The sequence below is a fragment of the Kitasatospora sp. NPDC057965 genome (assembly GCF_042887135.1).
Classification (GTDB): Bacteria; Actinomycetota; Actinomycetes; order Streptomycetales; family Streptomycetaceae; genus Kitasatospora.
The window spans coordinates 115,336-128,373 of the sequence record NZ_JBHVPZ010000023.1 but is presented as its reverse complement, the minus strand read 5'-3'; the positions used below and the strand labels follow the sequence as shown (position 1 = coordinate 128,373).

11 protein-coding genes are annotated in these 13,038 nt (G+C 74.5%); 5 read left to right on the top strand and 6 right to left on the bottom strand.

Going from position 1 to position 13,038, the window contains the following annotated elements:
• Window positions 1–88: 88 nt before the first annotated feature.
• Together ACFVVU_RS27565 and ACFVVU_RS27560 are read right to left on the bottom strand one after the other, a co-directional pair.
• Entirely contained in the window at window positions 89–1,498 is a 1,410-nt protein-coding gene (locus tag ACFVVU_RS27565; protein WP_387792897.1) for an MFS transporter, read from the bottom strand.
• Window positions 1,495–2,298: a glycerophosphodiester phosphodiesterase gene (locus ACFVVU_RS27560; protein WP_387792895.1), complete on the bottom strand. Its 804-nt coding sequence runs from the start codon at window positions 2,296–2,298 to the stop codon at window positions 1,495–1,497. Before ACFVVU_RS27560 ends, ACFVVU_RS27565 begins: the two co-directional genes overlap by 4 nt.
• Before the next feature lie 167 nt (window positions 2,299–2,465).
• Here ACFVVU_RS27560 and htpG point away from each other — a divergent pair, with 167 nt between their 5' ends.
• Window positions 2,466–4,382 carry a molecular chaperone HtpG gene (htpG, locus tag ACFVVU_RS27555; RefSeq protein ID WP_387792894.1) on the top strand — a complete coding sequence of 639 codons (1,917 nt, stop codon included), beginning with the start codon at window positions 2,466–2,468 and terminating at the stop codon, window positions 4,380–4,382.
• 230 nt (window positions 4,383–4,612) lie between these two features.
• Complete coding sequence (locus ACFVVU_RS27550) at window positions 4,613–5,041, top strand: Ohr family peroxiredoxin (protein WP_387792892.1); 429 nt, start codon at window positions 4,613–4,615, stop codon at window positions 5,039–5,041.
• 160 nt (window positions 5,042–5,201) lie between these two features.
• Here the strand turns inward: ACFVVU_RS27550 and ACFVVU_RS27545 are convergent, their stop codons facing one another.
• Together ACFVVU_RS27545 and ACFVVU_RS27540 are read right to left on the bottom strand one after the other, a co-directional pair.
• Window positions 5,202–5,762: a CGNR zinc finger domain-containing protein gene (locus ACFVVU_RS27545; RefSeq protein WP_380688948.1), complete on the bottom strand. Its 561-nt coding sequence runs from the start codon at window positions 5,760–5,762 to the stop codon at window positions 5,202–5,204.
• A 42-nt stretch (window positions 5,763–5,804) separates the two neighbouring features.
• Window positions 5,805–7,520 carry an ABC-F family ATP-binding cassette domain-containing protein gene (locus ACFVVU_RS27540; protein ID WP_387792890.1) on the bottom strand — a complete coding sequence of 572 codons (1,716 nt, stop codon included), beginning with the start codon at window positions 7,518–7,520 and terminating at the stop codon, window positions 5,805–5,807.
• A 374-nt stretch (window positions 7,521–7,894) separates the two neighbouring features.
• Between ACFVVU_RS27540 and ACFVVU_RS27535 the strand changes: the two genes are divergently transcribed.
• Window positions 7,895–9,523: a tannase/feruloyl esterase family alpha/beta hydrolase gene (locus ACFVVU_RS27535; RefSeq protein ID WP_387792888.1), complete on the top strand. Its 1,629-nt coding sequence runs from the start codon at window positions 7,895–7,897 to the stop codon at window positions 9,521–9,523.
• A gap of 49 nt (window positions 9,524–9,572) precedes the next feature.
• On the opposite strand, the gene ACFVVU_RS27530 is transcribed toward ACFVVU_RS27535, so the two are convergent.
• Entirely contained in the window at window positions 9,573–10,040 is a 468-nt protein-coding gene (locus tag ACFVVU_RS27530; RefSeq protein WP_380714849.1) for an SsgA family sporulation/cell division regulator, read from the bottom strand.
• A 362-nt stretch (window positions 10,041–10,402) separates the two neighbouring features.
• Window positions 10,403–10,762, bottom strand: a complete 360-nt coding sequence (locus ACFVVU_RS27525) for a hypothetical protein (RefSeq protein WP_387792886.1) — start codon at window positions 10,760–10,762, stop codon at window positions 10,403–10,405.
• A 227-nt stretch (window positions 10,763–10,989) separates the two neighbouring features.
• Here ACFVVU_RS27525 and ACFVVU_RS27520 point away from each other — a divergent pair, with 227 nt between their 5' ends.
• The gene (locus ACFVVU_RS27520; RefSeq protein WP_380689304.1) at window positions 10,990–11,184 is read left to right on the top strand and encodes a hypothetical protein; all 195 of its coding nucleotides are present in this window, start codon (window positions 10,990–10,992) and stop codon (window positions 11,182–11,184) included.
• Window positions 11,185–11,309: 125 nt separating this feature from the next.
• The gene (locus ACFVVU_RS27515) at window positions 11,310–13,007 is read left to right on the top strand and encodes a hydrogenase maturation protein (protein WP_387792884.1); all 1,698 of its coding nucleotides are present in this window, start codon (window positions 11,310–11,312) and stop codon (window positions 13,005–13,007) included.
• The last annotated feature ends 31 nt before the right edge of the window (window positions 13,008–13,038 follow it).

The following is a 13,038-nucleotide window of genomic DNA, read 5'->3' as shown; positions in this document are numbered from 1 at the left end:
CGACGGACGCCCGGGCCGCGGACGCCCGGGCCGCGGACGCCCGAGCCTGCGGGCGTCCGGTCCGGCGGGCGTCCGGTCCGGCGGGCGGTCAGAGGCGCTCGGGCACCGGGTTGCCGACGGCCTCGATCGCCCGCCGCACGGGCACCTTCAGCAGCACGGCGAAGCCGATCACGAAGAACACCAGCAGCGAGATGATCGCCGACCGGTAGCTGCCGGTGACCTGGTAGGCGAGGCCGAACACCAGCGGCCCCATCCAGCTGGTGCCGCGGTCGCTGACCTTGTAGAGGCTGAAGTACTCGGCCTCCTTGCCCGGCGGGATCAGGTGCGAGAACAGCGAGCGCGACAGCGCCTGGCTGCCGCCGAGCACCAGGCCGATCATGCAGGCCAGCGCGTAGAACCAGGCCGGCTGATGGGCCGGCATGAAGTAGCCGAGGGCGAGCGTGACCACCCAGCCGACCAGGGAGCCCAGGATGGTCCGCTTGGCGCCGTAGCGGTGGGCGATCCGGCCGAGCAGCAGCGCGCCGGCGATCGCCACGACCTGTACCAGCAGCACCGCGGTGACCAGCGAGGTCTGGTCCATGCCCAGCTCCTCGCTGCCGAACAGGGAGGCCTGTGAGACGACGGTCTGGATGCCGTCGTTGTAGCAGAGGAAGGCGGCCAGGTAGAGCAGGGTGAGCGGGTGGCGCCGCATGCCGCGCAGGGTCCGGCCGAGCTCCCGCAGGCTGCCGGCGGCGGGCTCTGTCCCGGTCCCGGTCCCGGCCCCGGCCTCGACGGCCTTCGGCGGGTGTCCGGGGAGCACCCCGGCCCGGGACGGCAGCCGGAGCATCGGCACGATGGTGAACAGCGCCCACCACAGGCCCGCCGAGGCCAGGCAGATCCGCACCGCGGTGCCCTCGGAGAGCCCGAAGGCCTCGTGCCCCTGGAACAGCGCCAGGTTGGCGATCAGCAGCAGCCCGCCGCCCGCGTACCCGTACGCCCAGCCCTTGGAGGACACCGCGTCGCGCTCGTCGGGCGAGGCCAGGCCCGGCAGGTAGGCGTAGGAGAGCGCGACCGACACCGCGTAGGCGAGGTTGGCGACGACCAGCAGCGCGCCGCCGAGCAGGTAGCGGTCGCCGCCGAGGAAGAACATGCCCATCGTGGCGGCGGCGCCGAGGTACGCGAAGCCGCCCATCAGCTCCTTGTGCCGCCCGGTCCGGTCGGCGACCGTCCCGGCCAGCAGCATCGCGCCGACCGACAGCAGCACGGAGAAGGAGACCGTGTAGGGGAAGAAGGAGCCGGCCCGGATCGCCAGGCCGAAGGGGTGCACATCGCCGTTGGCGTCGGCGGCCTCCTTGGCGACCGAGGTCAGGTACGGTCCGAGGAACACCGTCAGCACGGTGGCGGAGAAGGCCGCGTTGGCCCAGTCGTTGATGTACCAGCCGACCTGTATGCGGCGCAGTGCGCGGCCGTCGTCGGTGGCGGTCGCCGGGGGCTCCGGCCGGTGGGTCGTGGTGCTCATGGTGTTCCAATCCCCGTGCTGGAGCCGTCGCCGCCGGGGGTCCAGCGGCCGCGCTCGCGGAGGACGTCGCGCAGGACGTCGATGCGATCGGCCATGATGCCATCCACCCCCAGGTCGAGCAGAGCGCGGATGCGTGTGGCGTCGTCCACGGTCCAGACGTGAACCTGCAGGCCCAGGCGGTGCGCGGCGCGGACGAAGGCCCGGTCGACCACCTGCACGCCCCGGTGCCGCTCGGGCACCTGCGCGCAGACGCCGGCCCACGGCGCCCCGTCACCGCGCAGCAGCGGCCCGGCCAGTGAGCGCAGCCGCAGCCGGGCGACCTCGCGCGGGCCGAGCGAGGTGGCCAGCCGTGGCCCGGCGGCGGCGCGGACGGCGGCGAGCCGGGCGTCGGAGAAGCCGCCGACGCAGACCCGGTCCCAGGCGGCGGTCCGGCGGACGGTCTCGACCAGCGGGGCGACGGCCGGCATCGCCTTGACGTCGATGTTGAAGCGGGCGTCGGGGAAGGCGTCGAGCAGGTCCTCCAGCAGCGGGACCGGCTCGGTGCCGCCGATCCGGGCCTGGCGGACGGTGCGCCAGGGCAGTTCGGCGACCGCCCCGGTGCGATCGGTGACCCGGTCGAGCCGGTGGTCGTGGAAGGCCACCAGCACGCCGTCGGAGGTGGCGTGCACATCCGTCTCCAGGTACCGGTACCCGAGGGCGACGGCGGCCTCGAAGGCGGCGAGCGAGTTCTCCGGACGGCCGAGGTCGCCGCCCCGGTGGGCGAAGGCGAGCGGCCCCGGGTGGTCGAGGAAGGGGTGCATGTGGTGCTCCGTGCGCTGTGCTGCCTGGTGCGTGACATTGTTACACCTACTGTCAAGCTGTAACGCCCACCGGGGCCGCGGGGCCGCCTATCATGCCGGTGCGGCAGGGGCCGCCCGGCGCCCGCCGCGTCCGTCGCTCACGTACCGCCCGAGAGAGGAGCCCCCGAGTGGGTAGCACTGTCGAGACGCTGGAATTCCAGGCCGAGACGCGTCAGTTGCTCCGGTTGGTGATTCACTCGATCTACTCGAACAAGGACATCTTCCTGCGCGAGTTGATCTCCAACGCCTCCGACGCCCTGGACAAGCTGCGGCTGGAATCGCTGATCGACTCCGGCCTCGACGCCGACACCTCCGACCTCCACATCGCCCTGGAGGTGGACCCGCGGGCCCGGACGCTGACCGTCCGTGACAACGGGATCGGCATGAGCCGCGACGACCTCGTGGAACTGATCGGCACGATCGCCAAGTCCGGCACGGCCGGCCTGCTGGAGAAGATCAAGGAGACCGACGACGCCGCCGCGGCGCAGAGCCTGATCGGCCAGTTCGGCGTCGGCTTCTACTCGGCCTTCATGGTCGCCGACCGGGTCACCCTGACCACCCGCCGTGCGGGCGGCGAGGCCGGTACCCGGTGGGAGTCCGACGGCGAGGGCACCTACGAGGTCCAGGCCGTCGACGGGCTGCCCGTCGGCACCTCGGTCACCCTGCACCTCAAGCCCGCCGACGGCGAGGACGGGCTGGCCGACTACCTGGCCGAGTGGAAGATCCGCCAGATCGTCAAGCAGTACTCGGACTTCATCCGCTGGCCGATCCGGATGGCGAGCGAGCACACCGACGCCGAGGGCGCCACCACCCGGCAGGTCGACACCCTCAACTCGATGAAGGCGCTCTGGGCCCGGCCGCGCAGCGAGGTCACCGAGGCCGAGTACGCGGAGTTCTACCAGCAGATCAGCCACGACTGGCTCCCCCCGGCCGAGACCGTCCACATGCGCGCCGAGGGCACCTTCGAGTACGAGGCGCTGCTGTTCATCCCCGCGCAGGCGCCGTTCGACCTGTTCTCCCGCGACGCCAAGCGCGGCGTGCAGCTGTACGTCAAGCGGGTGTTCATCATGGACGACTGCGAAGCGCTGATGCCCGACTACCTGCGCTTCGTCAAGGGTGTCGTGGACGCGCACGACCTGTCGCTGAACATCTCCCGCGAGATCCTCCAGCACGACCGCCAGATCCGCGGCGTGCGCCGGCGCCTGGTGAAGAAGGTGCTCGGAGCGCTGAAGGACGTCCAGGCCAAGGACGCCGAGCGCTACGCCAAGCTCTGGGAGCAGTTCGGCCGGGTGCTCAAGGAGGGCCTGATCGAGGACGCCGACAGCACCGAGGCCCTGCTGGAGCTGGTGTCGGCCACCTCCACCCACGACGCGGAGCGCTCCACCACCCTGCGCGAGTACGTCGGGCGGATGAAGGACGGCCAGGAGGCGATCTACTACCTGACCGGCGAGGACCGCGCCACGGTGGAGAACTCCCCGCACATGGAGGCGTTCGCCGCCAAGGGCTACGAGGTGCTGATCCTCACCGACCCGGTCGACGAGGTCTGGGTCGAGCGGGTGCCGGGCTTCGACGGCCACCGCTTGCAGTCCATCGCCAAGGGCCAGGTCGACCTCGACGAGCCGGCCGACGGCGACGAGCAGGCCGGGGCCGAGAAGGCCCGGCGCGAGCAGGAGTTCGCCGCGCTGCTGCCGTGGCTGACGCAGGCGCTGTCCGGCCATGTGAAGGAGGTCCGGCTCTCCTCGCGGCTGACCACCTCGGCGGCCTGCGTCGTCGGCGACGCCCAGGACATGACGCCGACCCTGGAGAAGATGTACCGCGCGATGGGGCAGGAACTGCCCCCGGTCAAGCGGATCCTGGAGCTCAACCCCACCCACCCGCTGATCGTCGCGCTGCGCACGGCGCACGAGGCGAACCCCGGGGATCCGGCCCTGGCGGAGGTCGCCGAACTGGTCCACGGCGGCGCGCTGCTCGCCGAGGGCGGCGACCTGCCCGACCCGGCCCGCTTCACCCGGCTGCTCACCGACCGGCTGGCCCGCGGCCTCTGACCGCACCCGCCCCGTCCCCTCCGACGACCCGGCCGCGCACCCCGCGGCCGGGTCGTCGCGCGTTCGGCGCCGGGTCGCCGGACGGGCCGTCACTCCGCTTGCGTCACCGTCTTGACTGGTGACGCAAGCGGCTGCCATGCTTGCGTCACCGCCTCAACCGGTGACGGAAAGAAGGTCCGGCCAGGCCGGGGCGGTCGGACGTCACACGATCCAGATGGGGAGCACCAGTCATGGCAGTCAGCTACACGGCCGTTGTCGACGTCGACGGGGAGGGCCGCAACGGCGGTCGGGTCCGCTCCTCGGACGGTCTGCTGGAGACCGGCCTCGCCATCCCGAAGGAGTTCGGTGGCGCCGGCACCGCGACCAACCCGGAGCAGCTGCTGGCGGCCGGCTGGGCCGCCTGCTTCCTCGGCGCCCTGCGGCTCGCCGCCGGCGCCCGCGGGATCCGGCTCACCAGCACCGCCATCACCGCCGAGATCACGCTCACCCACGGCGACGACGGCGAGTTCGGCCTCTCTGCGGTCCTCAGCCCGGTGCTCGGCGGGGTGGACCAGGCCACCGCCGAGGAGCTGGCGCGGGCCGCCCACCGGACCTGCCCGTACTCCAGGGCGACCCGCGACAACATCCCGGTGACCATCAACGCCCGGGCCGCCGCCTGACCGTCCCGAGCCACCTGACAGCGGGTCCCGTGTCCGTCCCCCGGCACGGGGCCCGCGCCCTTGTCGTCCGCCGCGGGCCGTGATCGGCCCGCGCGCGCCCAGGGGCACCGCCGTCAGGGCGGGCTCAAGGGCGGCTCAACGGCGGGCTTCGGGGCGGGCTTCAGTGCAGCCCGGCCGGAGCGGTCTTCTTCCGTGCGCGGTAGGCCGCGGCCTTGATCTTGTTGCCGCAGGACTCCATGCCGCACCACTGGCGCCGCATGCCGCGGGAGCGGTCGATGTAGATCCGGGTGCACTCGGGGTTGCCGCACTCCTTCATCAGCGGCACGTCCGGGCCGCTGAGGAGGTCGACCGCGTGCCGGGCGACGGTGGCCAGCGCCTGCTCCGGGGTCGCCTCGTTGTGCCGCCCGGCCACCGTGAGCTGAGGCGTCACCGGGGTCCTGCGGGCCGCGCCGTTGAGCACGGCCAGCGCCTCGCGGTCGAACTCCTCCCCGGCGACGCGGTTGGTGACCAGCCGGTAGACCGCCTCGCGCACCGTCCTGGCCTCCCTGACGTCGCGCTCGTCGCCGGGCGTGATCGTGTCCACGAGGCCGCACTCCAGGTACCAGGCGTTCAGCCGCTCCGGGGTCACGAACATCTCGAACCGGATCGTGCGCCGGGCGCGCAGGGTGCCCGCGAAGTCCAGGGCCGGGTTTCCGCACACGAAGACATGGTCGAGATTCACATCACCATGCTGACAGGTGACTCCAGGGGGCGCAAGGACGGGTCAGCGCACCCAGGACGCCGCCCCGGGCCCCAGCCGGAGTTCCCGGCCCCGCCACCGCCGGCGCAGCCAGCGGTCGTGCCCGGCCACCACGACCGCGCCCGGACCGCCGCCCAGGGCCTCCTCCAGTTCGTCGCACAGCTGCGGAGAGAGGTGGTTGGTGGGTTCGTCGAGCAGGAGCAGCTGCGGCGGGCGAGCCACCAGCAGCGCCAGCGCGAGCCGTCGGCGCTGGCCGACGGAGAGCCGGTCGACCGGCTTGTCCAGGTCCGCGGCGTGCAGCAGGCCGAGCGACTCCAGCGGCACCCGCTCGGCCCGTGCGGTCCCCAGCGCCGAGAGGTAGGTGTCGCGCACCGCGCGGTCCGGCCGCTCGAACACGGTGTCCTGGGTGAGCAGTCCCACCGTGAGCCGGGGCCGTCGGAGGACCTCGCCCTCGGCGGCGAGCCGCCCGGCGAGCACGGCGAGCAGCGTCGACTTGCCCGCCCCGTTGCCGCCGGTCACCAGCAGCCGGTCGCCGGTCGGTACTTCCAGGGTGGTCGGTGCGAGTCGTCCCGGCATCCGGACCTCCCGCAGCGTCACCAGGGGCTCCGGGTGCCCGGTGGCGTCCGGCTCGTCCGCGACGTCGGCAGGGGCGTCCGCGGTCAGGGCCGGGGCCGCGAACCGCAGCGGGCGCGGCGGTTCGGCGACCCGCGCGCGCTCCAGCTCCTCCAGCCGGCGCGCGGCGTCGCGCACCCGGCGGGAGATCTGGTTCTGCACCCGGCCCGCCCGGTGGCCGTAGCCCATCTTCTCGTTGTCGCGCCGTCCCCGGTCCGGTGCGACCCGGTGCGCGGTGACGCCGGCCGCCTCCCGCAGCTCCGCGAGCTCCAGCTGCTCCTCGGCGTACCGCCGCTCCCAGCGCTCCCGTTCGGCGCGCCGGGCCGCCAGGTAGGAGCTGTAGCCGCCGCCGTGCCGGACCGGTCCGTCCACCGCCGGATCGAGGTCGACCAGGTGGGTGCAGACGGCGTCGAGGAACGCCCGGTCGTGGCTGGCGGCCACCATCGCGCCCGGCAGCGTGCGCAGTTGGTCCTCCAGGAAGGCGGCGGCCTCGTCGTCCAGGTGGTTGGTCGGCTCGTCCAGCAGCAGCGCCGACGGGCGGCGCACCAGCAGCGCGGCGAGCGCGAGCCGGCCGCGCAGGCCCCCGGAGAGCGAGCCGAGACGGCGGTCGTGGGCGAGCCCGTCGAGGCCGAGGCCCGCCAGCACCAGTGACGCGCGCCGGTCGGCGTCCCAGGACTCCCGGTGCTGCGCCTGCTCCAGGCGGCGGCCGTAGGCGTCGAGGAGGTCCGGGTGGCCGGGGGAGTCCTCCGGGACGCGGGCCAGCTCCTCGCCGAGCCGGTCGAGTTCGGCGAGGTCGGCGCGGGCCTCGCGCAGGGCGTCATCGAGCACGGCGGCGATCGTCGCGTCGGCGTCGAAGGGAAGCTCCTGGTGCAGGAAGCCGAGGTCGGCGGGGCGCGAGACGCGTCCCGCGTCGGGTTCGTCCACGCCGGCGAGCACCCGCAGCAGGGTGGACTTGCCGGCGCCGTTCTCCCCGATCAGGCCGATGCGCTGGCCGGGGGAGGCGGTCAGGTGGACGCCGTCGAGGACGCGCCGGCCCGCCAGGTTGCGGACGAGGTCGTGGGCGAGCAGGGCGGGCCGGGGGGAACCGGTCGACCGGGTGCGCCGGGTGTGCTGGACGTGCTGGGACACGGGGGAGCCTCGGGACGGCTACGGGCAGCGGGACGGACCACCGCGGCCCTGGGCGGGCGTGGAGAGGGGCACGACGGAACGGACCACTCCGCCGGCGCTTCCACGCGCCGGCCGGTGGCCGTCAACTCCGGGTCTCACCCGGAGATGTCGTCGTCACCCGCCACGTCTGCCGCTCCTCGATCACCGGTCCTGGCCACCTGGAGCGTAGCAGGCGCCCCGGACACCGCCCGGCGGCCAAGGCGGGCGCCGGGCCGTCCCGTTGACAGCCCGTCGGCGACCGTGCCAGAGTCGTCACCGGTTGAACCGGTGACGGAGTCGGATCGGTCCGACCGAGGCCGTGCGGACCCGCCGCGCCCCATTCCTGGAGGAACCCCATGAAGCGCTTCCTGACCGTCCTCGCCGCAGGGCTGCCGCTGGCCGCGGCGGTGGGCCTGCCGATGGCGTCGGCGCAGGCCGCGAGCGGTGTCCCCGCGACCTTCGCCTGCGCACCGGCCGCGGTGCAGGCCGCCGTTCGGGCCCCCGACGGCACCCGGGTGGAGTCCGTCACGGCTGTCCGCCGGGAGGGTGGCACCGTCCAGGGCGGCGGCATCCTGGGCGGCACGGTCACCGGAGTACCGGCCTTCTGCGAGGTGACCGTCACCCTCACCCACCCGGACGCCGACGACCACGCGAGGATCCAGACCTGGCTTCCCGTCACCGGCTGGAACGGTCGCTTCCAGGCGCTCGGCGGCAGCGCCTACGCGGCCGGGGACAACGGAGTCGGCCTGGCCGGCGCGGTCAAGAACGGCTACGCCGCGACCACCACCGACGCCGGGCTGGGCGACGTCGTCGACGTCTCCTGGGCCCTGGACGCCGAGGGCCGGGTGAACGGCGCCCTGCTGGAGAACCTCGCCTCCCGCTCCCAGCACGAGGCCGCGCTCGTCGGCAAGCAGGTCGTCGCCGCCGGCTACGGCAGCGCCGCCGCCTACTCCTACTTCAACGGCTGTTCCACCGGCGGCCGCCAGGGCTACCTGGAGGCGCAGCGCTACCCCGACGACTTCGACGGCATCCTCGCCAACGCGCCCGCCGTGCACTGGGACGAGTTCGAGGTCGCCACCCTCTGGCCGCAGGTGGTCATGAACAACGAGCGGACCTACCCCTCCGCCTGCACCTTCAAGGCCTTCACCGATGCCGCAGTCAAGGCCTGCGACCCGCTGGACGGCGCCGTGGACGGCCTGGTCAACGACGCGGCGCGGTGCGAGTTCGACCCGCGCCGGCTGATCGGCACCAAGGTGCTGTGCGAGGGCCGGGAGCTGACCGTCACCGCCGCCGACGCGGCCGTGGTGCGCAAGATCTGGGACGGCCCGCGCACCGCGTCCGGCCGCAAGCTGTGGTCCGGTGTCCCGGTCGTCGCCCGGCTGACGGGCCTGGCCGGCACCACCCCGCCCGACGCCGCCGGCCAGGTCAAGGGCGCGCCGTTCCCGGTGCCGCAGGCCTGGGTCGCCAACTGGCTGGAGAAGCAGCCGGCCTTCGACGTCTCGACGCTGACCTACGGCCGGTTCGAGCAGCTCTTCGCGCAGTCGCGGGCCGAGTACGGCAGCATCATCGGCAGCGACGACCCCGACCTGTCCGCCTTCCGCGCCTCCGGAGGCAAGCTGCTGAGCTGGCACGGCCAGGCCGACGAGTTCATCCCCACCCAGGGCACCGTCGACTACCGCCGCCAGGTCGAGCGGACGATGGGCGGCGCCAAGCGGGTGGACGACTTCTACCGGCTCTTCCTCGCCCCGGGCACCCCGCACTGCGGCCTCAACAAGGGCGCGGGCACCGTCGACGACCTCGGCGCGCTGCGGGCCTGGGTCGAGCAGGGCAAGGCCCCCGCGACCCTGCCGGCCACCCTGGTCGACGCCACCGGTCACAGCGTCGCCCGCGACCTGTGCCGCTACCCCCGGGTGTCCCGCTACACCGGCCACGGCGACCCGGCCGCCGCGAACAGCTTCCGCTGCGTCCTGCCGACCCGCTCCTGACCGCCCCCGACCGGAGCGGCCCGCACCCCGGGGTGCGGGCCGCTCCGGTTCAGCCGGACGGCCTCCCGGGACCGTCCAGCAGCTCCGCCAGGAAGGCGTCCCAGTCCAGGCCGTCCGGCTCCGCCCCGGTCGGGACGGCGCGGTAGGTGGCGTCGAGCCACCCCGCCAGCGGCCCGGCCGGCAGCTCGAACAGGGCCTCCAGCTCCGGCGATTCCAGGAGCAGCCAGGACGACGGCCGCTCCTCGCGCTGCGTGGGCCACATCCGGACGCCGCCGCAGCCGCTCATCGTGGCCAGGCCGCGGTACAGCAGCTCACGGCCGATCCGCCGGACGACCCCCGGCCCGTGCCCGGCCGGGAACTCCACGGTGACCACGGCCGGCGTGGCCGGGTCGAAGCGGAACTCCGCCCGCCCGGGCAGCCGGGTGAACTCGTCGAGCATCCGGTCGACGGCGAGTCGCAGCGCGGGCACCGGCCCGGGTGCCGGGTGCGCTCGCGGTGGCGAAGCGTCACGGTCCATGTCTGGCGTACCCCTCGGTGGTGACGGAACGTGTGGCCCCAGCCTTCGCCGGGGAGTGCCGTCCGCACATCGGTCAATTGACGGTCGATGCCGGGACCGGTCATCCGCGCCCGGGCTGCCGGGCGACGCGGCCGCGGCGCTGCGCCGGGCGGCACTCGAACTGCGCCGCGAGCACCCCGAGCGGTTCGACCCGCGGGCCTCCCCGATCCACGGCGGCCCTTGAGTCAGGGTTGATCCCGTCATGGGTCAAGCCGGTGACGCTCGCCCCGCGCCAGGGTGCCGGCCCGGGAACGCGGCCGCCGTGGCCCGTCCGAGTGGGGCTGTTCCGGACGGGCCACGGCGGCCGGAGGGGGCGGGCCTCGTCAGGCGGGGACCACCCGGTAGCTCAGGGCCGGGTTGAGGAGGTTGCTCCGGGCGAGCGAGCCGGTGGCCAGCGGGTAGGCGCCGGTGCAGCCCGCCCCGGTGTACAGCACCACCGAGGCGGCGCCGTTGACGACCTGGACCGAGCGGACGGGCGTGGCCAGGGTGTGGCAGGTGCCGAGGTCGCCCAGGTCGACCGTGGTCACCGCCCCCGTGCCGTTGGCGCCCGTGTAGAGGTAGCCGCCCTCCTGCAGGGGCGGCCATCCGGCGGCGTTCGCCGACCCGGCGCCGAGGCCGACCAGGGCCGCGGTCATCGCCGCGGCCGCGGCCGTGGTGCGGAGCGTCGCTCGGGGGATCAACATGCGGAACCACCTTTTCCCTTCGACGGGTGACGCGATGCCGCCGGGCGTCGGGCCGGCCGGTCCTCGCGCCGGCCGATCGTGGCCGGTGGAAGCAGAGCCTGGCACGGATGATCAGTCGCGGGTGAGTGGAGAATCGGACAAGTTTCAACATCATCACCTGATTGACAGGTGACGAATGGGGGAAGAACTCGGGATGGTCCCCGGGACCGGAGAGATTGGAGGGTGTCATGAGCGGCGAACACATCGACGACCCCGACGCCGAGGCGAGGCTCGCCCGCTTCGGCAGGCTCCCGGAGCGCATCCGCTTCGAGGACATGACCGAGGAGGTGGCGCCCGAGCCGGGCGCGGGGTCGGGCCCCGGGTACGACCCGGACGGCTCCTTCAGGTTCTACAACTGCCTGGCCGTCGACTTCGGCCTGTAGTGGCCTGCCGCGCCCCCGGTGCCGCCCGCCGCCCGGGTGACCCGGCGGAGCGGCGCGGCCGGGTGCCCCGCGGGCCGGGGAGATGATCGCCGGGTTCACGGGTGCCCACGCCGCCGGAGGCGCACATGCGGATCCTGCTCGTCGCGAGCGCGTACAACAGCCTCACCCAGCGGGTCCACGCCGCGCTGCGGGACCTGCGTCACCCGGTGGAGGTCCACCTGGCCGGGGACGACGGGGCGCTGCGGGCGGCGGTGCGGCGCCACGCCCCGGACCTGGTGGTCGCGCCGATGCTCACGACGGCGCTGCCCCGCGACGTCTGGTCCGCCGTCACCTGCCTGATCGTGCACCCCGGCCCGCCCGGCGACCGGGGCCCGTCCGCCCTCGACTGGGCGATCCACGAGGGGGCCGCCGAGTGGGGCGTGACGGTGCTGCAGGCCGACGAGGTGATGGACGCCGGCCCGGTCTGGGCCTCGGAGCCCTGCCCGCTGCCGCCCGTCGCCAAGAGCGACCTGTACCGGGGCGAGGTCGCCGACGCCGCCGTCGAGGCGGTGCTGCGCGCCGTGCGGCGGTTCGCCTCCGGCACCCACACCCCCCGCCCGCAGAGCGGCCCCGGGTGGCGGGTGCCCGACCGCACCCGCCCCTACCTGCGCCAGGAGGTGCGGCGGATCGACTGGGCGCACGACAGCACCGACACCGTGCTGCGCAAGCTCCGCGCCGCCGACTCCCGGCCCGGCGTGCTGGACGAGCTGCTCGGCGCCGAGTGGTACCTGCACGGCGGCCACCCGGAGCGGGCACTGCGCGGGCGCCCCGGTGAGCCGCTGGCCACCCGGGCCGGCGCGCTGTGCCGGGCGACCGCCGACGGCGCGGTGTGGATCCCCGAGCTGCGCCGGCGCCGCACCCCGGGCGGGCCCGCCACCTTCAAGCTGCCCGCCGTCACCGCCCTCGCCGCGGCCGTGCCCGGCCCGCCGGCCCTGCCCCGGCTGCCGGAGGTGCCCGCGCCGCTGATGCCCGCCGAGGACGACCCGGTCTGGTCCGACATCCGCTACACCGAGCGGGGACCGGTCGGCCTGCTGCGGTTCTCCTTCCCCGGCGGCGCGATGAGCACCGCGCACTGCCGCCGCCTGCTCGACGCCTACCGCTTCGCGCTCACCCGGCCGACCGCGGTGCTGGTGCTCGGCGGCGGCCGCGACTTCTTCTCCAACGGCATCCACCTGAACGTGATCGAGGCGGCCGCCGACCCCGCGGCCGAGTCCTGGGCCAACATCAACGCCATCGACGACCTGGTCGAGGCGGTCCTCACCACCACCGACCGCCTGGTGGTCGCCGCCCTCGGCGGGAACGCCGCGGCCGGCGGGGTGATGCTGGCCCTGGCGGCCGACGAGGTGTGGTGCCGCCGGGGCGCCGTGCTCAACCCGCACTACCGGCTGATGGGCCTGCACGGCTCGGAGTACTGGACCTACACCCTGCCGCGCCGGGTGGGCGCGGCGCAGGCCCGCCGGCTCACCGAACGGGCGCGGCCGGTGAGCAGCGCCGCCGCCCTGCGGATCGGGCTGGTCGACCGCGTCCTCGCCTGCACCCCGCAGGAGTTCGGGCCCGAGGCCGCCCGCCTGGCGCGGCTGACCGCCGCCTCGCCGACCGTGCACGGCCGGATCGCCGCCAAGAAGGCCGCCCGCGAGGCCGACGAGCGCAGCCGGCCGCTCGCCGACCACCGTACGGCGGAACTGGCCGTGATGCACCGCCAGTTCTTCGACCCCGAGGCGCCGTACCACGCGCTGCGCGCCGCCTTCGTGCGGAAACTGCCCGCCCCCGCCGCGATGGCGTGACCCGGACGGCCCATCCGGATCGCGGCCGTCC

Excerpts from the sequence above, each read along its gene's own strand:
- ACFVVU_RS27535 (WP_387792888.1), top strand. The coding sequence starts at position 7,895 with ATGAAGCGCTTCCTGACCGTCCTCGCCGCAGGGCTGCCGCTGGCCGCG.
- ACFVVU_RS27565 (WP_387792897.1), bottom strand. The coding sequence starts at position 1,498 with ATGAGCACCACGACCCACCGGCCGGAGCCCCCGGCGACCGCCACCGAC.
- ACFVVU_RS27550 (WP_387792892.1), top strand. The coding sequence starts at position 4,613 with ATGGCAGTCAGCTACACGGCCGTTGTCGACGTCGACGGGGAGGGCCGC.
- ACFVVU_RS27530 (WP_380714849.1), bottom strand. The coding sequence starts at position 10,040 with ATGGACCGTGACGCTTCGCCACCGCGAGCGCACCCGGCACCCGGGCCG.
- ACFVVU_RS27525 (WP_387792886.1), bottom strand. The coding sequence starts at position 10,762 with ATGTTGATCCCCCGAGCGACGCTCCGCACCACGGCCGCGGCCGCGGCG.
- ACFVVU_RS27560 (WP_387792895.1), bottom strand. The coding sequence starts at position 2,298 with ATGCACCCCTTCCTCGACCACCCGGGGCCGCTCGCCTTCGCCCACCGG.
- ACFVVU_RS27515 (WP_387792884.1), top strand. The coding sequence starts at position 11,310 with ATGCGGATCCTGCTCGTCGCGAGCGCGTACAACAGCCTCACCCAGCGG.
- ACFVVU_RS27520 (WP_380689304.1), top strand. The coding sequence starts at position 10,990 with ATGAGCGGCGAACACATCGACGACCCCGACGCCGAGGCGAGGCTCGCC.